At 55.8% G+C, this 24,612-nt stretch carries 21 protein-coding genes and 1 pseudogene; 9 read left to right on the forward strand and 13 right to left on the reverse strand.

Going from position 1 to position 24,612, the window contains the following annotated elements; genetic code table 11:
• Positions 1-23: 23 nt before the first annotated feature.
• From FCL49_RS06955 to sanA, 6 genes are all read left to right on the forward strand, one after another.
• Positions 24-1,247, forward strand: coding sequence for an MFS transporter (locus tag FCL49_RS06955; RefSeq protein ID WP_174352942.1), 1,224 nt, complete (start codon positions 24-26; stop codon positions 1,245-1,247).
• Between the two features lie 136 nt (positions 1,248-1,383).
• Positions 1,384-1,791 (forward strand): CidA/LrgA family protein, encoded by a 408-nt coding sequence (locus tag FCL49_RS06960; protein WP_135315806.1) that lies wholly within the window; start codon positions 1,384-1,386, stop codon positions 1,789-1,791.
• Positions 1,788-2,483, forward strand: a complete 696-nt coding sequence (locus tag FCL49_RS06965; RefSeq protein WP_174352943.1) for a CidB/LrgB family autolysis modulator — start codon at positions 1,788-1,790, stop codon at positions 2,481-2,483. The genes FCL49_RS06960 and FCL49_RS06965 overlap by 4 nt, the downstream gene beginning before the upstream one ends.
• A gap of 137 nt (positions 2,484-2,620) precedes the next feature.
• Positions 2,621-3,505 (forward strand): cytidine deaminase, encoded by an 885-nt coding sequence (gene cdd / locus FCL49_RS06970; RefSeq protein WP_174352944.1) that lies wholly within the window; start codon positions 2,621-2,623, stop codon positions 3,503-3,505.
• 221 nt (positions 3,506-3,726) lie between these two features.
• Entirely contained in the window at positions 3,727-5,424 is a 1,698-nt protein-coding gene (locus tag FCL49_RS06975) for an NAD-dependent malic enzyme (protein ID WP_174352945.1), read from the forward strand.
• Positions 5,425-5,593: 169 nt separating this feature from the next.
• A complete protein-coding gene (gene sanA / locus FCL49_RS06980) occupies positions 5,594-6,337 on the forward strand; it encodes an outer membrane permeability protein SanA (RefSeq protein ID WP_174352946.1) in 744 nt (247 codons plus the stop codon).
• Positions 6,338-6,397: 60 nt separating this feature from the next.
• Here the strand turns inward: sanA and mglC are convergent, their stop codons facing one another.
• The 7 genes from mglC to FCL49_RS07015 all read right to left on the reverse strand — a co-directional run bounded on the left by mglC (position 6,398) and on the right by FCL49_RS07015 (position 14,980).
• Complete coding sequence (gene mglC / locus FCL49_RS06985; RefSeq protein WP_012005998.1) at positions 6,398-7,408, reverse strand: galactose/methyl galactoside ABC transporter permease MglC; 1,011 nt, start codon at positions 7,406-7,408, stop codon at positions 6,398-6,400.
• Between the two features lie 11 nt (positions 7,409-7,419).
• Positions 7,420-8,928, reverse strand: a complete 1,509-nt coding sequence (gene mglA, locus FCL49_RS06990; protein WP_174352947.1) for a galactose/methyl galactoside ABC transporter ATP-binding protein MglA — start codon at positions 8,926-8,928, stop codon at positions 7,420-7,422.
• A 313-nt stretch (positions 8,929-9,241) separates the two neighbouring features.
• Positions 9,242-10,234 carry a galactose/glucose ABC transporter substrate-binding protein MglB gene (gene mglB, locus FCL49_RS06995; RefSeq protein ID WP_012005996.1) on the reverse strand — a complete coding sequence of 331 codons (993 nt, stop codon included), beginning with the start codon at positions 10,232-10,234 and terminating at the stop codon, positions 9,242-9,244.
• A gap of 256 nt (positions 10,235-10,490) precedes the next feature.
• Entirely contained in the window at positions 10,491-11,531 is a 1,041-nt protein-coding gene (gene galS, locus FCL49_RS07000) for an HTH-type transcriptional regulator GalS (RefSeq protein ID WP_174352948.1), read from the reverse strand.
• 129 nt (positions 11,532-11,660) lie between these two features.
• Positions 11,661-12,842 carry a DUF418 domain-containing protein YeiB gene (gene yeiB, locus FCL49_RS07005; RefSeq protein ID WP_302479844.1) on the reverse strand — a complete coding sequence of 394 codons (1,182 nt, stop codon included), beginning with the start codon at positions 12,840-12,842 and terminating at the stop codon, positions 11,661-11,663.
• 70 nt (positions 12,843-12,912) lie between these two features.
• Positions 12,913-13,575: a GTP cyclohydrolase I FolE gene (folE, locus tag FCL49_RS07010; protein WP_153857423.1), complete on the reverse strand. Its 663-nt coding sequence runs from the start codon at positions 13,573-13,575 to the stop codon at positions 12,913-12,915.
• A 247-nt stretch (positions 13,576-13,822) separates the two neighbouring features.
• Positions 13,823-14,980 (reverse strand): YbfB/YjiJ family MFS transporter, encoded by a 1,158-nt coding sequence (locus tag FCL49_RS07015; RefSeq protein WP_174352949.1) that lies wholly within the window; start codon positions 14,978-14,980, stop codon positions 13,823-13,825.
• Positions 14,981-15,086: 106 nt separating this feature from the next.
• Between FCL49_RS07015 and ptrR the strand changes: the two genes are divergently transcribed.
• From ptrR to fghA, 3 genes are read left to right on the forward strand one after another with little or no spacing between them, the layout of a single operon-like run.
• A complete protein-coding gene (ptrR, locus tag FCL49_RS07020) occupies positions 15,087-16,004 on the forward strand; it encodes a putrescine utilization regulator PtrR (protein ID WP_174352950.1) in 918 nt (305 codons plus the stop codon).
• 26 nt (positions 16,005-16,030) lie between these two features.
• The gene (locus FCL49_RS07025) at positions 16,031-17,158 is read left to right on the forward strand and encodes an S-(hydroxymethyl)glutathione dehydrogenase/class III alcohol dehydrogenase (protein ID WP_012005990.1); all 1,128 of its coding nucleotides are present in this window, start codon (positions 16,031-16,033) and stop codon (positions 17,156-17,158) included.
• A 14-nt stretch (positions 17,159-17,172) separates the two neighbouring features.
• Positions 17,173-18,015, forward strand: coding sequence for an S-formylglutathione hydrolase (gene fghA / locus FCL49_RS07030; protein WP_174352951.1), 843 nt, complete (start codon positions 17,173-17,175; stop codon positions 18,013-18,015).
• A 36-nt stretch (positions 18,016-18,051) separates the two neighbouring features.
• On the opposite strand, the pseudogene FCL49_RS07035 reads toward fghA, so the two are convergent.
• The 6 genes and pseudogenes from FCL49_RS07035 to FCL49_RS07060 form a co-directional block, all read right to left on the reverse strand.
• Positions 18,052-18,316, reverse strand: a pseudogene (locus FCL49_RS07035) (CcdB family protein).
• Between the two features lie 50 nt (positions 18,317-18,366).
• On the reverse strand, positions 18,367-18,603 hold the full coding sequence (locus tag FCL49_RS07040; RefSeq protein WP_174352952.1) for a type II toxin-antitoxin system CcdA family antitoxin: 237 nt from the start codon (positions 18,601-18,603) through the stop codon (positions 18,367-18,369).
• 597 nt (positions 18,604-19,200) lie between these two features.
• The gene (gene gsiD, locus FCL49_RS07045; RefSeq protein WP_174352953.1) at positions 19,201-20,109 is read right to left on the reverse strand and encodes a glutathione ABC transporter permease GsiD; all 909 of its coding nucleotides are present in this window, start codon (positions 20,107-20,109) and stop codon (positions 19,201-19,203) included.
• Between the two features lie 9 nt (positions 20,110-20,118).
• Positions 20,119-21,039 (reverse strand): glutathione ABC transporter permease GsiC, encoded by a 921-nt coding sequence (gsiC, locus tag FCL49_RS07050; protein WP_174352954.1) that lies wholly within the window; start codon positions 21,037-21,039, stop codon positions 20,119-20,121.
• A 50-nt stretch (positions 21,040-21,089) separates the two neighbouring features.
• Complete coding sequence (gene gsiB / locus FCL49_RS07055; protein WP_174352955.1) at positions 21,090-22,628, reverse strand: glutathione ABC transporter substrate-binding protein GsiB; 1,539 nt, start codon at positions 22,626-22,628, stop codon at positions 21,090-21,092.
• Between the two features lie 23 nt (positions 22,629-22,651).
• Complete coding sequence (locus FCL49_RS07060; protein ID WP_174352956.1) at positions 22,652-24,529, reverse strand: dipeptide ABC transporter ATP-binding protein; 1,878 nt, start codon at positions 24,527-24,529, stop codon at positions 22,652-22,654.
• Positions 24,530-24,612 lie beyond the last annotated feature (83 nt).

Below are 24,612 nucleotides of genomic sequence, written 5' to 3' on the forward strand. Positions count from 1 at the left end.
CCGCATGCATAAACAGGTCTGACATGAAGGGATTCCCACCGCTGATCAACACCTTGCTGGCCAGCTCGCTGGTATTGACCATTGGGCGTGGCGTCACGCTGCCGTTCATTACCATCTATCTCACCGGGCATTTCCATCTGCTGCCGAAAAGCGTCGGTATCATTTTGGGCATCAGCCTGATGATCGGTATTTTCGCCAGTCTGTATGGCGGTTACCTGGTCGACAAGTTCAACAAAAACACCTTGATCCTGACGGCCATTTTGCTGTTCGCCCTGAGTTTTTTCGCTATTCCGTGGATCCCGCGTCCGGGCGGCATCATCGTGGTATTGGCTATTCTGCATACCGCCTATTCGGTGCTGGGCATCACCATCAAAGCCTGTTTTGCCGACTGGCTACCGGTTGCACAGCGTATCAAAGCCTTTTCAATTAACTACACGCTGGTGAACGTCGGCTGGGCGGTGGGCTCATCACTGGGGGTAATGGTGGCAGGGCTGAACCCATTGTTACCCTTCTACCTTTCCGGCGGATTGGCTTTATTCACCGTGACAGCGTTGAGTTTTAGCCTGCACCGGCAACGTCCCACACCGCCAGCGGCGACTGATGTCATGCCGTCTGCACCACCCAATTTCCGCCAAACGCTGACCATTCTGCGAAGCGACCACCGGCTGATTTATTTTACCCTCGGCAGTACGCTGGGCGCGGTGGTATTCGGGCAGTTCACCGGTTATTTGTCGCAATACCTGATACTGGTTTCCAACGCCGAGTTTGCCTACCAGGTCATAGGTGCGGTGATGATTGTTAATGCCTGCATCGTCATCGCCCTGCAGTATTTACTGAGCCGAGGTATGCGGCAGGAAAACATGCTGCGCTGGCTGGCGCTGGGCACCGTGTTTTTCATTTTGGGGCTGATCGGTTTTAGCCTGGCCGGGCAATCACTCTGGCTGTGGGCCATCGCTATGGCGATATTTACCCTGGGGGAAATTATCGTGATCCCGGTGGAGTATATGTTTATCGACTTTATCGCCCCACAGCATCTGAAAGGCAGTTACTACGGTGTGCAAAACCTCAGCGCTCTGGGCGGTGCCATCAACCCGGTGCTGTGCGGTTTTATACTCAGCTATGCCGCGCCGCAAATGATGTTTGTGATGTTGATTGCTGCCGCATTGTTCAGCCTGCTATTCTTTTTCCTCGGTCATCGCCTGGCGCAAAAGCAGCAATACCGCGCAGGCATCATCAGTACAAAATGAGGGCGCACCGGGCTTAACTACGGCTGTCAACCTGCCTGGCAGGCATGATAGCCATAGAGAGAATTCATGGTGTGATTTGTGGCGAAGGTCACAGTTTAATTGTATGATGAATGCATCGGTTAAACGGGATTAAGTTATGACCAAGCTATTCACTCTGTGCTGGAAATACCTGAGGGCAATCGTCCTTATCTACCTTTGCTTATTTGCCGGCAATGCCATCGCGGCGCTCTTGCCGATCGCCATTCCCGGCAGCATTATCGGCATGCTGTTGCTGTTCGCCCTGCTCTCCACGCAAATTATGCCGGCCAAGTGGGTCAAACCCGGCTGTCATCTGCTGATCCGCTATATGGTGCTGTTGTTTGTGCCCATCGGCGTTGGCGTAATGAAATACTATGACCAGATCCTCGATCACCTCGGCCCGCTGGTGGTTTCCTGCATTATCAGTACCCTGATGGTGCTGGTGGTGGTGGGCTATACCTCGCATTATTTCCACCGGGAGCGTCGCATCGTCGGCAAACCGGATGCCGCGGAGGGTGAGAAATGATCCATGAAATTTGGTGGTCATTGCCACTGACGCTGGCAGTCTACTTTGCCGCACGCAAGCTGGCACAGTGGCTGAACATGCCGCTGCTGAACCCGCTGCTGGTCTCGATGGCGGTGATCATTCCCCTGCTGTTACTGACCGGCATCCCCTATGAACGCTATTTTCAGGGCAGCAAAATCCTCAATGACTTATTGCAGCCCGCCGTCGTCGCGCTGGCCTACCCGCTGTATGAACAGCTGCACCAGATCCGCGCCCGTTGGAAATCCATTATCGCCGTCTGCTTTATCGGCAGTATGACGGCCATGATCAGCGGCGGTGCCATCGCTTTATGGATGGGTGCCACGCCGGAAATCGCCGCATCCATTATGCCCAAATCGGTCACAACCCCTATCGCCATGGCAGTGGCGGAATCGCTCGGCGGCATCCCGGCAATCAGCGCCGTCTGCGTAATCTTCGTCGGTATTCTCGGCGCAGTATTCGGGCATACATTGTTTAAACTATTGAAAATCACCACTCGCTCGGCGCGGGGACTGGCCATGGGTACTGCATCTCATGCGCTGGGCACGGCTCGTTGCGCGGAAATGGACTATCAGGAGGGGGCTTTCGGCTCTTTGGCGCTGGTGATCTGCGGGATCATTACCTCGCTGCTGGCCCCTTTCCTGTTCCCGGTACTCCTGCATCTGTTCAGTTAGAACGGTTAAAACTTGCGATATATCTCGCAATTATGCTTTTCATTGCATTGATTTCATCAATAAAGAGATTTGCATCACACTTTATTCACGCAAGGCTGCCTAGAATGTTATCCCGTTAACCAGTAGAGAGAGTTTCTATGCACCCGCGTTTTCAAACCGCTTTTGGCGAACTGCCCGCCACCTTGCAATCCGCCCTGCAGTCTTATATTGATGCGCCTGATTTCCCGGCCATGCTCAAGGCGGAACAAGTGGACGCGATCAAGCAGCGCTGTGGGCTGGATGATGATGCTCTGGCATTCGCTCTGCTGCCACTGGCGGCGGCCTGCTCGTTAGCGCCAATCTCACAATTTTATGTCGGCGCCATTGCCCGTGGGCAGAGCGGCAATCTGTATTTTGGTGCCAATATGGAGTTCAGCGGCGCCCCGATGCAACAAACCATTCATGCGGAACAGTGTGCGGTGACCCACGCCTGGCTGCGCGGTGAACCCGCTCTGGCCTCCATCACCGTTAACTACACGCCTTGTGGCCATTGCCGTCAGTTTATGAACGAACTCAATAGCGGCACCAACCTGAAAATTCGTCTGCCCGGCCGTGAACCGGCAACGCTTGGTGATTACCTGCCGGACTCCTTCGGCCCGAAAGACCTGGATATCACCACGCTGTTAATGGACCAGGTCGACCATGGTTTCCAACTGGCGCTGACGGACGAACTGGAAAAAGCAGCGCTGGCCGCCGCCAATCAGAGCCATGCACCCTACAGCAACGCCCACAGCGGCGTCGCACTGGAGGCTGAAGACGGCACAATCTACACTGGCCGTTATGCGGAAAACGCCGCCTTCAACCCAAGTCTGCCACCCTTGCAGGCCGCGCTGATTCTGATGAATGTTTCCGGCGACGACTGTCAGAAAGTGAAACGCGCAGTGCTGGCTGAGCCAGAAAGCGCCATCCTTACCCAATGGGATGCTACCCGTGCCACGCTGGCTGCCCTGGGCTGCCAAAATGTCAGCCGTATTACTTTCTGATCCTGACCCTGGCGGTGCCGCCCGGCACCGCTGTTAACAGCCTCGCCAGCCGATTACAATGGCATTCACGTCTTAAAACACTTTCTTTAGTTAAATTAGGATTTGATCGTCGATAATTACGCCAATTTACCTCATGATCCGATAACAATTGCTGTACATATTTCGCCGATCTTTTAGGATCACCCTTATAAAGTTATCCGATACGTTGAAGAGCAAAAGTCATGGAACTTGAATACGAAAGCAAACGCCCTCTCTACATCCCTTATGCCGGCCCGATCCTGTTGGAATTCCCACTGCTGAATAAAGGCAGTGCTTTCACCGAAGAAGAACGCAACCATTTCAACCTGCAAGGCTTGCTGCCCGACGCGGTGGAAACCATTGAAGAACAGGCTGAGCGCGCCTATCGCCAATATCAGGATTTCAAAAACGACAGCGATAAGCACATTTACCTGCGCAACATCCAGGACACCAACGAAACCCTGTTCTACCGCCTGCTGGACTCCCACCTGAGCGAGATGATGCCAATCATCTACACGCCAACGGTGGGTGAAGCCTGCGAGCACTTCTCCGATATTTACCGCCGGGCGCGCGGGTTGTTTATCTCCTACCCGAACCGCGATCGCATTGACGACATGCTGCAAAACGCCACCAAACAGAATGTCAAAGTGATCGTCGTCACCGACGGCGAACGTATTCTCGGACTGGGCGACCAGGGCATCGGCGGCATGGGCATTCCTATCGGTAAACTGTCGCTTTACACCGCCTGCGGTGGTATCAGCCCGGCCTACACCCTGCCGGTAGTGCTGGACGTGGGGACCAACAACCCACAGCGCCTGAACGATCCGCTGTACATGGGCTGGCGTCATCCGCGTATTTCCGGTGATGAATACCACGCTTTCGTTGAAGAGTTTATCCAGGCGGTAAAACGCCGCTGGCCGAACGTGCTGTTGCAGTTCGAGGATTTCGCTCAGAACAACGCGACTCCGTTGCTGAACCGCTACCGTGACGAAATCTGCTGCTTTAACGACGATATTCAGGGCACCGCCGCGGTCACGCTGGGTAGCCTGATTGCCGCCAGCCGCGCTGCGGGCAGCCAATTGCGTGACCAAACAGTGACCTTCCTGGGTGCCGGTTCCGCCGGCTGCGGCATTGCCGAGCAAATTATCGCCCAGATGAAATCCGAAGGTCTGAGCGAAGACGAAGCGCGCGCCCGCGTGTTCATGGTTGACCGTTTTGGTCTGCTGACCGACAAACTGCCTAACCTGCTCGACTTCCAGAGCAAGCTGGTGCAAAAAAGCGAAAACCTGACCGCATGGCAAACAGAAAGCGATGCCATCTCGCTGTTGGACGTAGTGCGTAATGCCAAACCGACCATTTTGATCGGCGTTTCCGGCCAGCCTGGTCTGTTCACCGAAGAACTGATCCGCGAAATGCACAAGCATTGCCCGCGGCCGATCGTGATGCCGCTGTCCAACCCAACTTCACGCGTGGAAGCCCGTCCGGAAGACATCATCAACTGGACCGAAGGCGCGGCGCTGGTCGCCACTGGCAGCCCGTTCGCACCGGTTCACTATAAAGAACAGCAGATCCCGATTGCCCAATGCAACAACTCCTATATCTTCCCGGGGATTGGTCTGGGTGTGTTGGCCTCCGGCGCGACCCGTGTCACGGACGCGATGCTGATGGCCGCCAGCCGGGCATTGGCCGACTGTTCACCGCTGGCCACCGACGGGCATGGGGCACTGTTACCGGATATTGACGATATTCAGGGCGTGTCAAAATGCATCGCGATGGAAGTGGGTAAAGCGGCTCAACTGCAGGGAATGGCGGTAGTCACTTCTGAAGAAGCGCTGTCGAAAGCCATCGAACACAACTTCTGGCGACCGCAATACCGCAGCTACAAGCGCACCTCTTTCTGATTTGCACAAGCAAGTTGATAAAGTCCGGCTCGCCGGACTTTTTTTATGGCCGAAAACGCCTAAAAATGCGGCGCAATGCGTGCCAGAACGGGGACAAGCTTGCTTCAAGTAGTCAGGTAAAGTAGCCTTGAGCCATCTTTTTTGGCCACGGTGCGCGTAAGGCAATAACATGTGGAAACGCCTGATAATCGGCTTGTTTGTCATCGCTGCATTGCTGATGATTTCGGCTATCGCGCTCGATCGTTGGATCAGCTGGAAAACTGCACCTTTCGTCTATGACGAACTGCAGGGGCTACCCCATCGCCAGGTCGGCGTAGTACTGGGTACCGCCAAATATTACCGGACCGGCGTGATCAACCAATATTACCGCTACCGCATTCAGGGGGCGATCAACGCCTACAACAGCGGCAAAGTGAAATACCTGCTGCTGAGCGGTGACAATGCCCAGCAAAGCTACAACGAACCCATGACCATGCGTCGCGATTTAATCGCCGCCGGCGTGGCGCCCAGCGATATCGTGCTGGATTACGCCGGGTTCCGCACCCTGGATTCGATCGTACGTACCCGTAAGGTATTCGACACCAACGACTTTATCATCATCACCCAACGCTTCCACTGTGAACGCGCGCTGTTTATCGCGCTGCATATGGGGATCCAGGCGCAGTGCTACGCGGTACCCTCACCAAAAGATATGATGACGGTGCGTGTGCGCGAGATCTTCGCCCGCCTTGGCGCGCTGACCGATTTGTACATCCTCAAACGTGAACCGCGCTTCCTCGGCCCGCTGATCCCAATCTCCTCCATGCACACCATACCGGAGGACGCCCAGGGCTATCCGGCGGTATCACCGGAACAATTGGTCGAGCTGGAACACAAGCTGGAAGCGGAAAAACAAAAGGCCAAACAGCCTTGACTTCCCCTCAATAAAAACAAGAACGGCCAGCATTTGCTGGCCGTTTTTTTGCAGAGACTTTTACTTCTTCTTGGCGTACTTCAGTGAATCCAATGCCACCGCGAAGATAATAATCCCGCCCTTGATGATGTACTGCCAGTAAGGGTTCACACCAATGTAGGTCAGGCCGTAGTTGATAACGGTGAAGATGATCACCCCGGTCACCACTCCCAATACCGTACCGACCCCACCGGCAAAGGACACCCCACCGACCACGCAGGCGGCAATGGCATCCAATTCATACATAAAGCCGAGGTTGTTGGTGGCACTGCCGATACGCCCCGCTTCCAGCAAACCGCCAAACGCATAGAACACGCCAGACAGCGCATAAATCATGATCAGGTTCAGCGGCACGTTCACGCCGGAAACCTTTGCTGCCTCAGGGTTGCCACCGATGGCGAAGATGTTTTTGCCGAAGCGGGTTTTATTCCACAGGATCCAGACAAAAATAATCGCAATGATGGCGTAGAAGGTAATGTACGACAGCTTAAAGTCGCCAAAGCGCAGGAACCCCTGAGCAAAGGTGGAGAACTTGGGATCAAACCCCGCCACTGGTGATGCGCCGACGGAATCGTAATACAGCGAGTTAATGCCGTACACGATGATCATGGTACCCAACGTGGTAATAAACGGCGTCACATTGAGATAGGCAATGATCAGACCGTTCACCAGGCCGATCACCGCGCCTACGGCACACACCAGCAGGATCACCAGTGGAATCGACCAGGTTTCCATATGCGGAAACACCTTGTTGACGTTATCCATCGACTGCAACAGAGTCGCAGCGATCACCGCCGCCAACCCCACCTGGCGGCCGGCGGACAGGTCAGTCCCCTGGGTAACAATCAGCCCTGCCACGCCCAGTGCAATAATAATGCGCACAGAAGACTGAGTCAGAATGTTGCTCAGGTTCATTAAGCTGAGGAAAGTCGGATCCTGGATAATAATAATTGCCAGCAGCACCAGCAACACCACGTAAATGCCACCTTCCTTGAAATAGGTGAACAAAGTTTTCTTATTCAGCGCGTTCATAATTCTGATCCTTAAAGGTGCAGGGATGCGAGACGTAAAATTTCATTTTGCGAGGTCTGTTTGGTGTTAACGATGCCCGCAACCTGACCATTACTCATCACCAATATTCTGTCGGTAATTCCCAAAAGCTCCGGCATTTCAGACGAGACAATAATGATCCCCTTGCCCTTCTTCGCCAGCTCGGTCATCAACTGATAAATTTCGAATTTGGCGCCAACGTCAATACCGCGCGTCGGTTCATCCAGCATCAATATCTCCGGCTGGGTCAGCAGCCAACGGCCGATAATCACCTTCTGCTGGTTACCGCCGGACAGCGAGCCGATGTTGGTATGATGACCCGGAGTCTTGACCCGCATGGCATCGATCACCCATTGGGTGTCGCTCTTCATGCGGGCATTATCCAGCAGGCCAATTTTGTTTTTATAGTTACGGATATTGGAGATCAGCGAGTTAAAACCGACATCCAGATAGGCGTAAATCCCGGTGGAACGGCGCTCTTCCGTCACCAGGGCAAAACCGTGGTTAATCGCTTCATTGGCGCTGTGGTTGTTGATGGCCTTACCGTGCAGCTTGATGGTGCCCGCAATTTTTTCGCGGATGCCGAACAGGGTTTCCACGATATCGGTGCGCTTGGCGCCCACCAGCCCGGCAATACCGAGGATCTCCCCCTGATGCAGGTCGAAAGAGACGTCACGAATCGAAGGCTGACGCATTGAGGTCAGGCCCTTCACCTCCAGGATCACCTCGCCCGGCGTATTTTGCCTGTCGGGGAAACGCTGGCTGAGCGAACGCCCCACCATCATCGAAATAATCTTGTCCATGTCCAGCCCTTCCAGCGGCTGGGTGGCAATCCACTGGCCGTCGCGCAGGATGGTTATTTCATCGCACAACTGGAAAATCTCTTCCATTTTGTGCGAGATATAGACGATGCCGCAGCCGCGCTCTTTCAGCTTACGGATAATGGTGAACAGATGATTCACCTCTTTTTCCGTCAGCGAGGAGGTTGGCTCATCCATAATCACAATCTTGGCGTCGTAGGAGAAAGCCTTGGCAATTTCGATCATCTGCATCTGCGATACCGATAACGTGCCCACTTTATCGCGTGGGTTGATATCAATATCCAGCTCGTCGAATATCGCCTGGGTGTCCTTCAACATTTTGTCCTGATCGACAAACATGCCTTTGGTCGGGTAACGCCCGAGCCACATGTTATCCATCACGGTACGCTGCAACACCAGGTTCAATTCCTGATGCACCATTGAAACGCCATGTTCCAGCGCCTCTTTGGAGCTTTTGAAATCAATTTCCTGGCCCTGAAAAATAATACTGCCGGCATCTTTTTTATAAATGCCGAACAGGCATTTTAATAATGTCGATTTCCCCGCGCCGTTCTCCCCCATTAATGCATGAATGGAGTGCGGACGAACGCGCAGATTCACATTATCCAATGCCTTGACGCCGGGAAATGACTTACTGATATCGGTCATTTCCAGCAGAAATTCACGTGGGCTGTCGGCCATAAGTACACCTGGCTAGTATACCCGTCGCCTTTCAAGTCACAGCGTTGTTACCTGCTTTACAAGACCCATCCGTGAGTCTTGCCCCTTCGGGGCCGCTGCAAGCAGCGTTCAAATCTGTTCCCGACAGATTTGTCGCTCACCCCAGTTACTTACCTGAGTAAGCGCCTGGGCCGAGCGAGCTGGCCGCCTAGCTGTAACTTGAAATTCATAGGGTATGGACTTGATATTAATATAAATGCCCCACCTGCGGCGTTCCTGGTGTTGGCGCTGTTCAGCGCACCGCAAGCGGGGTCATTGTGTATTATCTCAAAACTTACTTGATAAACTGAGACAGGTTGTCTTTATCTACGCCAACGTAAGCAATGCGCACCACTTTATTTTCAATCTTATATTGGGTGCCGTCGGCGGCCGGTTTGCCCGCTGCCAGGTTTTTCGCCAGTTCAAAAGTGGCTTTGGCCTGATTGTCGGCATCGTTCAGTACTGTCCCTGCCATCGCACCAGATTTCACCATCGCCAGCGCTTCTGGCAACGCATCCACACCGAATACCGGAATGCTGGATTTGTTGTGCGCTTTCAGCGCTTCAACCGCGCCCATTGCCATCGCATCGTTGTTGGCAATCACCACTTCGATTTTGTTGGCATTCGGGCCGGACAGCCAGGCATCCATCTTGTCTTTGGCCTGGGCGGTGTCCCACATCGCGGTATCCATCTGCAATGCCTGCGTCTTGATTCCGTCGTCGTTCAGCGTTTTAGTCACGTAGGTGGTACGCGCTTCAGCATCCGGGTGGCCTGGCTCACCTTTGAGCAACACATACTGAATCTGACCGTCTTTGTTCAGATCCCAGTTCGGGTTAGCCTTCCAGTGCTTCTCGATCAGTTTCCCCTGGATCACGCCGGATTCCTTGGAGTCGGTCCCCACGTAATAGGCTTTGTCATAGCTGTCCAGCGCTTTGCGGGAAGGCTCTTTGTTGTAGAACACAATCGGAATATCGTTTGCGCGTGCCTTATCAATCACCACCGGGGCAGCAGCCGGGTCAACCAGGTTGATCGCCAGTGCTTTAACGCCCTTGGCTATCAACACGTCAATCTGATCGTTTTGTTTGGATTGGTCATTCTGCGAGTCATTCATCAGCAGGGTGACGTCCGGAGAGGCCTTGGCGTCTTTCTCGATTGCCTTGCGTACCACCGACATAAAGTTGTCGTCATATTTATAAATTGTGACGCCAATACGGGTATCTGCATGTGCTGCGGCGCCAAACATCATGGCTGCGGCCGTCGCGGCCAGGGTGAAAACCTTCTTATTCATTGTGTGTCTCCGGTTTATGTAGGGTCTTGCTCGGTGTTAGGCCAAAGGTAACCGGTGGCGGGTGCACAACCGGGCCTGGCAGTTTCCCTGTCATCCGTGAATCATGTTATTCCTGAAAAGTGTGGTGCCAGCGCGAGGTAAAGAACAGCAGCGGCAAGTGCCTTTGCGCTGGAAAACGACTAGAGCATAGACGGCGTGATGTTAATAATCTGTGAATTTTCTCACAGATTGAAAACGGTTACACAAGATTAAATGTTCAGAGAGTGACCGCTGCCTCAATTTGCCACGGAGCCACGGAATGGCGGCGTACCAGGGTAGGCATGAACAAATGGCGGTCCTGTGGCTCCAGCCGGCCTGCCGCCCCCAGCAGGGCCAACTCGGTAGCCAGCGTCGCCATGGTGACAATGGGATAGCGCACCGTGGTGAGTTTGGGGCTGGTATAGCGTGCAATGGGGATATCGTCGAACCCCACCAGCGAGAAATTTTGCGGTACTGTGATAGCGTTTTCTTTCAGCACCGCCATGGCACCGGCGGCCATGGCGTCGTTGTAGGCAAACACCGCACTCAAATGCAGGTTACGCCCGAGCAGCTCGACCATTGCCGCTTCCCCACCCTGCAGATCCGGCGAACCATAGGCGCGCCAATTGTCCGGCGTAATCAGCCCAGCCGCAGCCATCGCCTGCGTATAGCCCTGCTGGCGCAGCGGCCCGTCTTCGATCGGGTGGTTGGAGCCCAGATAGCCAATGCGCTGATGCCCCTGCGACAACAGCAAACGCATTGCCATCTCCGCGCCGCTGACGTTGTCCAACCCGACGCAGCGGTGCTCATAACCGGCAATGATGCGGTTGATCAACACCATGCCCGGCACCTGATCGAGGAAAGTCATCAATTCGGCATCACACAGCGCTTTAGCATGCACAATCAAGGCATTACAGCGCTGGCGAATCAGCACTTCGATGGCGTGACGCTCTTTATCCGCCTGATGATAACTGTTGCCGATCAACAAATATTTGTGGTGTTGCTGCGCTACGGTGTCTACCGCTTTCACCAGCGCGCCAAAGAAGGGATCGGAGACGTCCATCACCACCACCCCGAGAGTATCGCTGCTCTGAGTGGCCAGTGCCTGCGCATTGGCGTTCGGCCGATAACCGAGTTCAGCCACCGCCTTAAGCACCTGTTCACGCGTCTCTTTACTGGTCAGGGCGCTGTGGTTCAGCACGCGGGAAACGGTCGCCACGGACACGCCCGCACGCTTCGCCACGTCACGAATGGTGGTTGGATGAACAGAGGAGGCCATGAAAAATCCTGAGGTCGGGGTAGTTGACAGTGGCGCTATCCTACCCCGTTTGTCATCCTCCTCTGCGTGAATCCCGTCACAGGAAAGAAAACGTTTACATACATTTTTTTAACCTACCTGCGCCAGATCTCAATTCACTCCCTTGGGCTCCGTGTTGCCGGCGGCCAGAGTGGTCAGTTTGCGCCATAGCCACTCCACCGGCCCCTGGGCGAAGTAACGCAACCACAGGTTAGAAAACAATAGGTTAGCCAACCAAACCAGCGGCACAAACGCCAGCAGTTGCAGGCGATCGAACTGTTGATACAGGCCAAAGCGATAGAACAGCGTGGTACAGATCAGCGTTTGCAGCAGGTAATTGCTCAGCGCCATGCGCCCGACCTGCGTCAACCAATGCCCAATGCGCAGCCGCGACAGCGTTGGCCAGAAACCGTAGCACAGTGCCAGATAGCCCATGGCCTGCAGCGGAGCGCCCAGTTCGCGCGGCACCTGCAATAAAAAGCCGCTCCAGCGGTAGTCCCAGTGAAGATGCCACTGCAACGCCACCGCCGGCAGTTGGATCAGTAATGAAAGCGGTATCAGCCAGGCGGCCTGACGGCGATAGTACCCCGGCGAATAAGTGCCACGCAGCCAACCGCTGCGCATCAGTCCGGCACCAAACAGCATCAGCCCCGCCAACTCCCAACCGTATTGCGCGCCAATCGCCAACAGGCTGGACGAGAGCAGATCGGTACGGCTACGCCAGGCCTCCATGCCGCCCTGCAGCTTCCAGAATTTTTCATACTGCAGTTCCGCTACGCCGGGCTGCCAGAAACCGCCCGGCTCTCCGTGCGAGATAAAGCCCAGTAACAGCAGCACCCCGACTCCGATCAGGTACAGCACCACGCCTGTTTTCAATAGCTGATAGGTTTCTTTGGCATCGCGGATCATCCGCCAGCACACCAGCCCGATAAGGCCGTAAGCCAGCAGGATATCGCCGTCCCAAAGGAAAATGGCATGCGCCAAACCAAACAGTACCAACCACGACAGCCGCGCACGTATCCAGCCCTTGCCGCGGCGCAGCAGCATCTGCAGACCGGCACCAAACAATAAGGCAAACATCGCCAGAAACTTGGCCTGAGCGAAAATATCCAGCAGCGCCCAGGTCCCGGCATCACGCGATGACGGCAGCCCCAGATAGGCAGGATTCAGGTAGGCCGCCTTCGGCAGGCCAAAGGCGCTGATATTCAGCAGCAGAATGCCAAGGATGGCGATACCGCGCACACAGTCCAGAGTGGCGATGCGCGGCAGCGGTGTGGTCGAAGGGTTGCTCATTATTTTATCGCTGTATTCCGGCCATTAAAAAGGCGCCCGCAGGCGCCTGTTCTTATTCTTTAAACCCACATCACCCGTGATGTCGCACCGCACGCAGGAATTCCTGACGGGTGTTCTGGCTGGACTTGAACAGCCCACCCAGCGAGGTGGTGGTGGTGGCGCTGGTCGCGTCGCGGATACCGCGCGCCTTAACACAATAATGGACCGCATCAATCGATACTGCCACGTTATTAGTACCCAGCAGGGTTTGCAATGCCACCAGGATCTGCTGAGTCAGACGCTCCTGCACCTGTGGGCGCTGGGAGAAGAATTGCACGATACGGTTGATTTTCGACAGGCCGATCACCGCATCTTTCGGAATATAGGCCACGGTCGCTTTGCCGTCGATAGTCACGAAATGGTGTTCACAGGTGCTGGTCAGGGTAATGTCGCGCACCGTCACCATTTCATCTACCTTCATCTTGTTTTCGATGACGGTAATTTTTGGGAAATTCGCGTAGTCCAGGCCGGAGAAAATTTCATCGACATACATCTTGGCAATGCGATGCGGGGTTTCCGCCAGGCTATCGTCGGACAGATCGAGATTAAGCAGCTGCATGATTTCCGTCATGTGCTCTTTAATACGGCGCTTGCGCGTCTCGCGATCCAGCACTTCACCACGCAACGGGGTTTCCAGGCCACGCTCTTCGAGCGCCGCATGAACCAGAACAGCTTCTTTACTTAATGATGTCATTTCATCTCTCCAACGGACCTGAACTCGCCAATCCGGCTGCTTTACCGAGCAGACTGGTGAATTGCATACTCTCCTGACAGCAGAGGTTTCCGTCATTGGCAACGTGAACCCGGTCAAGATTTTGACCCCACTCTAGATGAGAGTGAGGGGATTATCCAGCGATTGTGCTTCATCAGCAGGTGAAATATTCGCATTTAGCACAATCAGGCCCGCTGCGGCTATTCCACGTTTTTTGTACGGAATTTAATCACAACGCCGTCGGTTTTCGTGCCAGCTCACGCGTCGGGGTATTCACCACCAACAGACCGGCAACGATCAGCGCCACCACGGCGACATATAACGCCGGTTCCAGCCGATGGGTCAAGGCGGTGGACAGCGCCGACAGCGTCGGGCCGACCAACTGACCAATCGCATAACCGGTGGTCAGCAGTCCCGCCATGTAACGCGCATGATTGGGTGCCAGCTCCCTGCCGTGCTGAATAGACAGTTGCACCACGCTGAGGAAGCCACCGCCGGTCAACAATGCCCCCAACGCCAGTCCGGCGACCCCCGGCACGATTTCCGCACTCAAGACCCCCAGCGCCTGTACCCACAGAGTCATGGCCAGACGCGTTTGGGTGGTCAGCTTGTGACGGGTCAGGATACCGATAACAATACCCAGCACCGCGGCCCCACCGAAGATCGGCCAGACAAATTGCGCGAACACGCTACCGGGAAAGCGCGCGGCGGCCATTTGCGACAGAAAGGTGGCCGGCAGAATATAGCCAAAGCCCGCCAGGCTGTAGCTCCATACCAGCCGCTTTAGCGCCGGAGTCAACAGCAGAGGCTCCGGTGCCACATCAGGACGATGCAATTCACCGGCCTTCGGCAGGTTAATGCTGATTGCGCCAATCAACACCAGTGCCAACACGCCGTACACCAGCCAGGCCTGAGACGCCGTCAGCGCCAGGCTGTGAATGCCAACCGCCAGCATGCCGCTGATAAAAATCCCGGCACCCGGCCCGGCGAAGACCGCCGCACTGAGCGCCGGGCGGCCATAGTGAGCCAGTCGTTCATTAGTCCAGGCCGCCACCAACACCATCGCCCAGCCGCTGGCCCAGCCAATCAGGAAACGCACGGCGCCGTGCCACCATTCGCCCTGCACCCAGGCCGAAAGCAAGGTCAATATTACCGCTCCCCACACGCCCAGCCACAGCCGACGTTCAACATGTCGGTTGGCGCGCATCGCATCAAAGGCGCCGCACAGATAACCCAGGTAGTTAATGGCAGCCACCAGCCCGGCTCCGGTCAGGGTAAACTGGTGCTCGGCAATCATCAGCGGCACCTGTGGGGTAAAGGCGAAGCGACCAATTCCCATGGCTACGATCAATGCAATAAAGCCACTTAGGGCAATTCTTAAGGCCATGTAGAGTATCCAGACTGTTAAAAGAAAGTTGCCAGTATCATGCCGCAGTATTACACTCACAAAAACTGAATAATACTCATCAAGTTCATCACGAAAAGAGAAGATAATGGATCTCACCCAGCTCCGCATGTTCTGCAGCGTCGCCGAAACCGGCTCCGTCGCCCGTGCCGCCGAGCAGTTGCACCGCGTCCCCTCGAACCTGACCACCCGCCTGCGTCAGCTCGAACAGGAACTGGGCACCGATCTGTTCATCCGCGAAAAACAGCGCCTGCGCCTTTCGCCGATGGGCCATAATTTTCTCTGCTACGCCAACCGCATTCTGGCTCTGAGCGAAGAAGCCATGAGCATCACCCATGCCGGCGAGCCGGCAGGCAACTTCGCCATAGGTTCGATGGAAAGCACCGCCGCCACCCGCTTGCCTACGTTACTGGCAGCCTATCACCAACGTTTTTCACAGGTATCACTGTCGCTGACCACCGGTACCTCCGGCGAAATAACCGAACGGGTACGCGCCGGTACGCTGGCGGCGGCACTGGTTGATGGGCCGGTACAGTATGACGAACTTAATGGCTGTATCGCCTTTCCCGAACATATGGTGGTGATCTCTTGCCTCGATCACCTGCCGATCCACAGCGCCAAAGACGCCAAGGGCGAAACGCTGTTTGCCTTCCGCGCCAGTTGCTCTTACCGCCTGCGGCTGGAGTCCTGGTTCAAGCGCGAAGGCGTATTGCCGGGCCAGGTGATGGAAATCCAGTCTTACCACGCCATGCTGGCCTGCGTCGCCAGCGGCGCCGGGCTGGCGATGATCCCGCATTCAGTGCTGAGCCTGCTGCCGGGCCATGAGCGGGTAAAAGTGCATACCCTACCGGACGACATCGCCCAAACTGCCACCTGGTTACTGTGGCGACGTGATGCCTTCGGCCCGAACGTTCGCGCTCTGAAAGAATTAATTATTGAACAGGCAGAAACCCTCTCGGTTGAAAATACTGCCTGTGATTTACCTGATGCTATCGACATAGCCTGATTAAAAATAGACCACTGGAGACTATGATGGAAATGATCAAAACCCGTGCCGCCGTTGCCTGGGGCCCGAACCAGCCGCTGAAAATCGAAGAAGTGGATCTGATGCCACCGCAAAAAGGCGAAGTGCTGGTGCGGATCGTCGCCACCGGCGTCTGCCATACCGATGCCTATACTCTGTCAGGCGCCGATCCTGAAGGCGTGTTCCCGGCGATCCTCGGCCATGAAGGCGGCGGCGTGGTAGAAGCTATCGGTGAAGGCGTGACCAGCGTAGCGGTCGGCGATCACGTGATCCCGTTGTACACGCCGGAATGCGGCGAGTGCAAATTCTGTAAATCCGGCAAAACCAACCTGTGTCAGGCGATCCGTGCGACCCAGGGCAAAGGCCTGATGCCGGACGGCACCACCCGCTTCTTCAAAGATGGCAAGCCTATCTTCCACTACATGGGCACTTCAACCTTCTCCGAATACACCGTAGTGCCGGAAATCTCCCTGGCAAAAATCAGTAAAGAAGCCCCGCTGGAAGAAGTTTGCCTGCTGGGCTGCGGCGTCACCACCGGCATGGGCGCGGTAATCAACACTGCCAAAGTGCAAAAAGGCGATACCGTGGCCATCTTCGGCCTCGGCGGCATTGGCCTGTCGGCCATCATCGGCGCCCAAATGGCCGGTGCAGGTCGTATCATCGGTATCGATATCAACACTAGCAAGTTCGACCTGGCACGCAAGTTGGGCGCCACCGACCTGATTAACCCGAAAGACTACGATAAACCGATTCAGGACGTGATCGTCGAACTGACCGACGGCGGCGTTGATTTCTCCTTCGAGTGTATCGGCAACGTTAACGTGATGCGCTCGGCGCTGGAATGCTGCCACAAAGGCTGGGGCGAGTCGGTGATTATCGGCGTTGCCGGTGCCGGCCAGGAAATTTCTACCCGTCCGTTCCAACTGGTGACCGGTCGCGTATGGCGCGGTTCCGCCTTCGGCGGCGTGAAGGGCCGTTCGCAACTGCCGGGCATCGTCCAGCGTTATATGGACGGCGAGTTCGCGCTGAATGACTTTATTACCCACACCATGGGGCTGGAGCAGATTAACGAAGCGTTCGATTTGATGCACGAAGGCAAATCCATCCGTTCCGTTATTCACTTCGACAAAAAATAAGCCAGGAGGCAGAGATGACCTTGTCATTAGAACTTCTCGAAGAGCACCGTATGTTCGGCGGCTGGCAACAGCGTTATCGCCATGCGGCGCAGAGCCTGAATTGCAACATGACTTTCAGCATCTATCTGCCGCCCCCGCGCGATGATAACCCGCCGCCAGTGCTGTACTGGCTGTCGGGGCTGACCTGCAATGATGAAAACTTCACGCTGAAGGCCGGCGCGCAGCGTATTGCCGCCGAGCTGGGGTTGGTGCTGGTGATGGCCGATACCAGCCCGCGCGGTGACGATGTGCCCAATGATGAAGGCTATGACCTGGGCCAGGGTGCCGGTTTCTATTTGAACGCCACCCAGGCGCCGTGGGACAAGCACTTTCGCATGTACGACTACATCAGCGATGAATTACCGGCGTTGATCAATCAGCATTTCAGCGTCAGCGATCGCCAGTCGATCTTCGGTCACTCAATGGGCGGTCACGGCGCACTGGTGATGGCGTTGCGTAATCCGCAGCGTTTCCGTTCGGTGTCGGCATTTGCGCCCATCGTTAACCCCTGCCAGGTGCCATGGGGGCGTAAAGCCTTCGCCGCCTATTTGGGTAACGACGAAAGCCAGTGGCTGCAGTATGACAGCTGCCACCTGCTGGCGAGCGGTGCAGAAAAAATACCGGTGCTGGTGGATCAGGGTGATGACGATCAGTTCCTGGCGGATCAACTGCAACCGGCGAAGCTGGCCGAGCTGGCGCGCCAGCGCGACTGGCCGCTGACCCTGCGCATCCAACCGGGTTACGACCACAGCTACTTCACCATCGCCAGCTTTATCGAAGACCACCTGCGCTTCCACGCCGAACATCTGTTCCGTTGATCGAAAAATCCGGGCGGTTACCCCGTCCGGATTTAATCAGATACCGTCGAGAAGAAAATCTATTGCGGCTTTAACCTCGGTCCGGTATTGGGAAGCAACGCAAAATTCAGCGCCCAGGGCACGAACGGGAATACTGGCCATCTCATGAGTCATAATGGCGTACTCGTTGTCATCCACCAGTCTGCCTACAGGGATCAAACGTTCCGTGAGTGTTACCCGGGAACTTTTCAATGGGTAATAAGGGGATCACGACACGACGATTTAATTGCCCGATGATATCGCTTGTCACATCAAGCAGCAGCGGGTAAACAACACCTTTTCCTGTATTTGCATCTACCGTAAATTACATCGCTAAAACGACCTGTTTTCGTCGCTGAAACAGCCATGTTCATCATGAAAACGATTCAGTGTCTCAATAGCTTCCCGATTATTTTCCTTCCATTTCCTCATCTCATGCTGACGCAACTCGGCATCCAAAGCAGCGTTCAGCGTGGCGCTGAGGTTAATACCCGACTCTCGTGCGCGGCTCAGCAAGCTGCGTTCCATCGTCATGGTAACGCTTTGCGTCGTTCGTTGTTTTACTGGCATCAGTACCGCCTACCCTAGCTTTCGTGCAAGCAACACGGCTTATTGCACGGGTAATAACACCAAGGAACAGTGTAAGCCCATTCAAATATGCACCACAGGTCACGCCGAACATCTGTTCCGGTGATCGGTCCTAACCGCTTGCGATGGTCAGTATCGCAAGCGGTTATTCTTCCCGATAACACCGTCAGTTAACGCTCTCGCCCTGTAAACCAATAATAAACATCTTCAAACCAGGTTAATAAGGCTTTGGTGCCGATCACTGTTATCACCGCTATTGTGACATCCACATAGCTATTACAGGGCTTCATAATTAGCAGTGATGAATACTCGATTAAAGAAAATGAAATAAATACCCACAGGGCTACAATAATGCAGTTTTTCATTTACACATCCATGTAAAAATCATAAAAACACTAAGAAAAGCAAGGTAACACCACCCCATGAGAAATAAAATAAAAATAACCATTGATTATAGTGATATGACTAAAACAACAATTGAATTAACGTATCCGGTTGAATTACCGAATACGTTGAAATGTCACAGTTAATTAAAAGATTAATGCCCGATATATTAACTGCTATTAATTTAACTTTATTCTAGCCCTTTAATTTCGGATCCAGCGCGTCACGCAGCCCGTCGCCCAGCAGGTTGAACGCCAGCACGGTGATAAATATTGCCAGGCTGGGGAAAATGGCCACGTGCGGTGCCATTACCATATCCGCCCGTGCCTCATTAAGCATCGCGCCCCACTCCGGCGTGGGTGGCTGCGCGCCCAGGCCGAGGAATGACAGGCTGGCGGCGGTAATGATCGAGGTGCCGATACGCATAGTAAAATACACCACAATCGACGAAATCGTCCCCGGCAGTATATGTCGCAAGATAATGTTCCAGTCGGAGGCCCCAATGCTGCGCGCCGACTCGATATAGGTCAGGTGCTTCAATACCAGCGTATTGCCGCGCACCAGCCGGGCAAACGCCGGAATGCTGAAAATGGCCACTGCGATGATCACGTTGGATATACCGCTGCCCATAATCGCCACCACACCGATCGCCAGCAAAATGCCTGGGAAGGCAAACAGCACGTCACAGATACGCATGGTAATGCGATCCCACCAGCCCTCGTAATAGCCGGCCAGCAGCCCCAGCAGTGTGCCGATCAGCCCGCCGACCAGCACCGAGAACACCCCGGCAGCCAGCGAAATACGGGCGCCCATCAGAATACGGCTGAAAATATCTCGCCCAAGGGAATCTACCCCCAGCCAGTGCACCAGCGAAGGGCCTTCGTTCAGGCGGTCATAATCAAAGTAGTTTTCCGCGTCAAACGGCACCAGGTAAGGTGCCAATAGCGCGGCGACCACCAGCAACAGCACCAACAGCCCGGCCACCAGCGCCACGCGTTGTTGGCGGAAGCGCCGCCAGAACTCATGCCACGGCGTGCGCACCGCGTTAGGGTTAATCGTCGGCATCGCCTTCATTGCGGCGTTGCGTCGCCAATGCTTAATCATCCAGCGTCCTCATTTGTAGCGTATCGCCGGGTTAATTGCCGCATACAGCAGATCCACCAACAGGTTAATCAGAATAAACTCCAGCGAGAACAGCAAAACCTCGGCCTGGATCACCGGATAGTCGCGCATCTCCACCGAGTCGACCAGCAGCCTGCCCAGCCCTGGCCAGTTGAATACCTTTTCCACCACGATCGAGCCGCCGAGCAAAAAGCCGAACTGCAGCCCCATCATGGTGACCACCGGGATCATCGCATTACGCAGGCCATGCTTTACCACCACCAGGGTTTCCGGCACGCCCTTGGCACGCGCGGTGCGCATATAATCTTCCTGCAGCACCTCAACGAACGAAGCGCGGGTAAAACGCGCCATGACTGCCGCCACCGCCGCCCCCAGCGTGATGGAGGGCAAAATATAATGCCGCCAGCTGTCGGCTCCCACCGTCGGCAGCCAGCCCAGATTGACCGAGAACACCTGCATCAGCAGCATACCCAGCGCAAAAGCGGGGAATGAGATGCCGGAGACCGCCAGCGCCATGCCAATGCGATCCGGCCAACGGTTGCGCCAAACGGCAGACAGCATACCGATGCCCATCCCAAAGAATGTCGCCCATAACATGCTGGTCAGCGTCAGCCACAGGGTCGGCAGAAAGCGCGAGCTAATCTCTTCGCTTACCGGCCGTTTGGAGACCATCGAGGTGCCAAAATCCCCCTGTAGCGCATTGACAAAAAAGTGTACGAATTGCTGCGGCAGCGGCCTGTCGAGCCCCAGATCCTTACGCACCAGTTGCACCACCGCTTCGTCGGCCTCCGGCCCCGCCGCCAGCCGCGCCGGATCGCCAGGCAGCAGATGGACAAACAGAAACACCAGCACCGCGACAATCAGCAGCGTCGGGATCAGGCCCAGCAGCCGTTTCAGAAAATAATTAAGCATCTCGGGTGAGTCCCCTCACCCCGCCCTCAGTGAGAGCGGGGATTGGCGCCTTATTTAAGGTCAGCGTTATCAAAGTTGAACGAGGTATCCGGCATCACATAGAAACCGCTCAGCTGCTTGTTATTGGCCGACAGCAGCCGTTCGGTCGCCAGGAAGATCCACGGCGCATCGGCCCAGATACGATCCTGTGCGTCCTTATACAACTTCTGCTTTTCGGCGCGATCGGTGGTCGCCAGCGCGCCGGTCAGATCCTTGTCCACCTGCGGGTTACTGTAGAACGCGGTGTTGAACTGCTTGGGAGGTGCTGCCTGAGTAGAGAACAGCGGCGACAGCGCCCAGTCCGCCTCGCCGGTCGACGCGGACCAGCCGGTATAGAACATACGCACGCCGGTGTCTTTCACTCCAACGCTTTCTACCTGTGCCGCACGCTGACCGGCGTCCATCGCGGTCAGCGTCACTTTCACCCCAACCTGCGCCAACTGCTGCTGGGCAAACTGCAGCACTTTCTGCGCGGTACTGTGGTTATGGGACGACCACAAAGTGGTAGTGAAACCGTTCGGATAACCGGCTTCTTTCAGCAATTCGCGCGCTTTGGCCGGATCGTATGGCCAGGGCTTATAACGGGTGGCGAAGTCAATCGCCGGCGGCACCGGGCCTTCCGCCGGTACTGCGTAGCCGGAGAACGCTACCTTGATCAGCGCATCCTTGTTGATGGCATAGTTCAGCGCCTGGCGTACTTTCAGGTTATCAAACGGCTTCTGGGTGACATTCAGGCTGATATAGCGTTGCAGAATCGACGGCGCGGCCACCAGGTCAAGCTTGGCATTGCCTTCCAGCACCTTGGCCTGCTCATATGGGATCGGGAAGGCAAAAGTGGCCTCGCCGGTCTGCAGCATCGCTGCACGGGTATTGTTATCGACGATCGGGCGCCAGGTGATGCTGTCGAGCTTCGGTAGCCCCGGCTTCCAGTAGCCGTCAAATTTCTTCACCTTGACGAAATCGGTCTGGTTCCAGGTCACGAACTGGTAAGGGCCGGTACCGACCGGATGGAAACCAATCTCTTTGCCGTACTGCTTCAGCGCCGCCGGGGAAATGATCACCGCCGCCGGGTGCGCCAGATTGTTAATAAACGCCGAGAATGGCGCTTTCAGCACGATTTTCACCGTTGTGGCATCCACTACGTCGGTTTTATCGATCATCTTGAACAGGTTGTAGCGCTTGAGGTGGTTGTCCGGGTTGCTGGCGCGATCCAGGTTCACCTTCACCGCTTCGGCGTTAAAATCGGTGCCGTCATGGAATTTCACCCCCGGATGCAGTTTGACGGTGTAAGTCAGGCCATCCGGACTTACCTCATAGCTGTCTGCCAGCACGTTCACCAGCTTCATGTCCTTATCGAAACCGAACAGGCCCTGATAGAAGGATTTGGCCACGGCCTGCGACAGCGTGTCGTTGGCATCATAGGGGTCAAGCGTGGTGAAGTTGGACGCGACGGCGATCACCGCATCTTTCGCCGCCCAGGCCGGGCCTGCGCCCATTGCCGCCAACAGCACGACGGCCGCCAATGCCTTACGTTTGAATGTGTGCTTCATGGTGCTTGCATCTCCTGAGGTCATTAAAAGGCACCGGCGATCGGATGACGGGCAACAAAGTGCCCGGGGCCAACCTGCACCAGCGGTGCGGTAACGGGTTCATCACCCAGCGAGCGGATCGGGCTGGGAATTTCATCGACCAGCAGCGGCTGGCGCTTATGCGCATGGGCCGGATCGGCCACCGGCACGGCCGCCATCAGCTTGCGGGTGTAGGCATGCTGCGGATTGTCAAACACGGCGCGGCGCGGGCCAATTTCGACAATCTGCCCGAGGTACATCACCGCAACGCGATGACTGATGCGCTCCACCACCGCCATATCATGGGAAATAAACAGAAAGGCAATGCCAAACTCCCGCTGTAAATCGAGCAGCAGATTGACGATTTGCGCCTGAATCGACACGTCGAGCGCCGACACTGATTCGTCGGCAATCACCACTTTAGGATTGAGCGCCAGGGCGCGCGCAATGCAGATCCGCTGCCGCTGGCCGCCGGAGAACTCATGCGGATAGCGGTGTGCGTGTTCCGGTTTCAGGCCGACACGCTCCAGCAGCCACGCCACCCGCTCTTGCGCCGCCTTGCCGCGCGCCACGTTATGCACCAGCAAGGGTTCCATAATCGAAAAACCGACGGTCAGGCGCGGATCGAGCGAAGCGTAAGGATCCTGGAAGATAAACTGAATATCCCGCCGCAGATGCTGCAACGCCGGGCCTTTCAACTGATTAATCTGGCGACCGTCAAAGGTGATGGTACCGCGCTGGCTGTCCACCAGCCTCAGCAAGGAACGACCCGTGGTGGACTTGCCACAGCCGGATTCCCCCACCAGCCCCAGCGTTTCGCCGGGGTAGAGGTCAAAACTGACGTTTTCCACCGCGTGCACCTGGCGGGTAACCCGGTTGAGGATGCCGCTGCGCAGATCAAAGCGCGTAACCAGATTCTCCACCCGCAGGATCGGTGCCGCACCGGGCGGTACGGTATCCTGTGGGCCGCCATTGTCCGCCCCGTTCGGCAACGGAAATTTGGCCGGAAAATCTTGTTGTGCCATCGAACCCAGCTTCGGCACCGCAGCCAACAAGGCCTGGGTATAGGGCTGTTGCGGGGCGGCAAACAGCTCACGCACCGGCCCCTGCTCCACCCGTTCCCCCTGGCGCATTACCAATACCCGGTCTGCAATTTCCGCCACCACGCCCATGTCGTGGGTGATGAAAATCACCCCCATCTGCATTTCCTGCTGCAGCACGCGGATGAGCTGGAGGATCTGCGCCTGAATGGTGACGTCCAATGCGGTTGTGGGTTCGTCGGCAATCAATAATGCCGGCTTGCAAGACAGCGCCATGGCGATCATCACTCGCTGGCGCATGCCGCCAGAAAGCTGATGCGGATAGCGGTTAAGCACGTCTTTGGCTTCGGGAATACGCACCAGATCGAGCATCTGCAAAGCGGCCTGTTTGGCGGCCCGATGGTCCATTGCCTGATGCAGGCGCAAGGATTCGGCAATCTGCTCGCCCACCGGAAACACCGGGTTCAGCGAGGTCATCGGCTCCTGAAAGATCATCGCCATATCGGCACCGCGCACCCTGCGTAGCGTGCCCGAATGTGCGCGAGCCAAATCGAGCAGCTCACCGTTTCGCCGACGCAATGGCATGCTGCCGCTGACGATGTTGCCACCGCCCTGTTCGACCAGCCGCATCAATGCCAGCGAGGTAACGGACTTGCCCGAGCCGGATTCACCGACGATCGCCAGCGTTTCACCGCGATCAACATCAAATGACAGGTTACGTACCGCATCCAGAGTGTCGCCCTGTTGATGAAACTGAATGCTGAGATCGCGCACCGACAGTACGCGCTGCGGCGGTAGCCACAACCCCGACTCGGCCGTGGGCGGCATTAAGGTCTCGGTCATGTACCCTCCTGGTGAACGGTTAGCGATATACCCGTCATCTCTCAAGTTGCAGCGTTGTTATCTGCGCTCGCTCACCCCAGTTA

The organism is Serratia proteamaculans, from assembly GCF_013337185.1.
GTDB classification, from domain to species: Bacteria; Pseudomonadota; Gammaproteobacteria; order Enterobacterales; family Enterobacteriaceae; genus Serratia; species Serratia proteamaculans_D.

Coding starts and splice junctions, on each gene's coding strand:
- FCL49_RS06955 (WP_174352942.1), top strand. CDS start 24: ATGAAGGGATTCCCACCGCTGATCAACACCTTGCTGGCCAGCTCGCTG.
- FCL49_RS06960 (WP_135315806.1), top strand. CDS start 1,384: ATGACCAAGCTATTCACTCTGTGCTGGAAATACCTGAGGGCAATCGTC.
- FCL49_RS06965 (WP_174352943.1), top strand. CDS start 1,788: ATGATCCATGAAATTTGGTGGTCATTGCCACTGACGCTGGCAGTCTAC.
- cdd (WP_174352944.1), top strand. CDS start 2,621: ATGCACCCGCGTTTTCAAACCGCTTTTGGCGAACTGCCCGCCACCTTG.
- FCL49_RS06975 (WP_174352945.1), top strand. CDS start 3,727: ATGGAACTTGAATACGAAAGCAAACGCCCTCTCTACATCCCTTATGCC.
- sanA (WP_174352946.1), top strand. CDS start 5,594: ATGTGGAAACGCCTGATAATCGGCTTGTTTGTCATCGCTGCATTGCTG.
- mglC (WP_012005998.1), bottom strand. CDS start 7,408: ATGAACGCGCTGAATAAGAAAACTTTGTTCACCTATTTCAAGGAAGGT.
- mglA (WP_174352947.1), bottom strand. CDS start 8,928: ATGGCCGACAGCCCACGTGAATTTCTGCTGGAAATGACCGATATCAGT.
- mglB (WP_012005996.1), bottom strand. CDS start 10,234: ATGAATAAGAAGGTTTTCACCCTGGCCGCGACGGCCGCAGCCATGATG.
- galS (WP_174352948.1), bottom strand. CDS start 11,531: ATGGCCTCCTCTGTTCATCCAACCACCATTCGTGACGTGGCGAAGCGT.
- yeiB (WP_302479844.1), bottom strand. CDS start 12,842: ATGAGCAACCCTTCGACCACACCGCTGCCGCGCATCGCCACTCTGGAC.
- folE (WP_153857423.1), bottom strand. CDS start 13,575: ATGACATCATTAAGTAAAGAAGCTGTTCTGGTTCATGCGGCGCTCGAA.
- FCL49_RS07015 (WP_174352949.1), bottom strand. CDS start 14,980: ATGGCCTTAAGAATTGCCCTAAGTGGCTTTATTGCATTGATCGTAGCC.
- ptrR (WP_174352950.1), top strand. CDS start 15,087: ATGGATCTCACCCAGCTCCGCATGTTCTGCAGCGTCGCCGAAACCGGC.
- FCL49_RS07025 (WP_012005990.1), top strand. CDS start 16,031: ATGGAAATGATCAAAACCCGTGCCGCCGTTGCCTGGGGCCCGAACCAG.
- fghA (WP_174352951.1), top strand. CDS start 17,173: ATGACCTTGTCATTAGAACTTCTCGAAGAGCACCGTATGTTCGGCGGC.
- FCL49_RS07040 (WP_174352952.1), bottom strand. CDS start 18,603: ATGCCAGTAAAACAACGAACGACGCAAAGCGTTACCATGACGATGGAA.
- gsiD (WP_174352953.1), bottom strand. CDS start 20,109: ATGATTAAGCATTGGCGACGCAACGCCGCAATGAAGGCGATGCCGACG.
- gsiC (WP_174352954.1), bottom strand. CDS start 21,039: ATGCTTAATTATTTTCTGAAACGGCTGCTGGGCCTGATCCCGACGCTG.
- gsiB (WP_174352955.1), bottom strand. CDS start 22,628: ATGAAGCACACATTCAAACGTAAGGCATTGGCGGCCGTCGTGCTGTTG.
- FCL49_RS07060 (WP_174352956.1), bottom strand. CDS start 24,529: ATGACCGAGACCTTAATGCCGCCCACGGCCGAGTCGGGGTTGTGGCTA.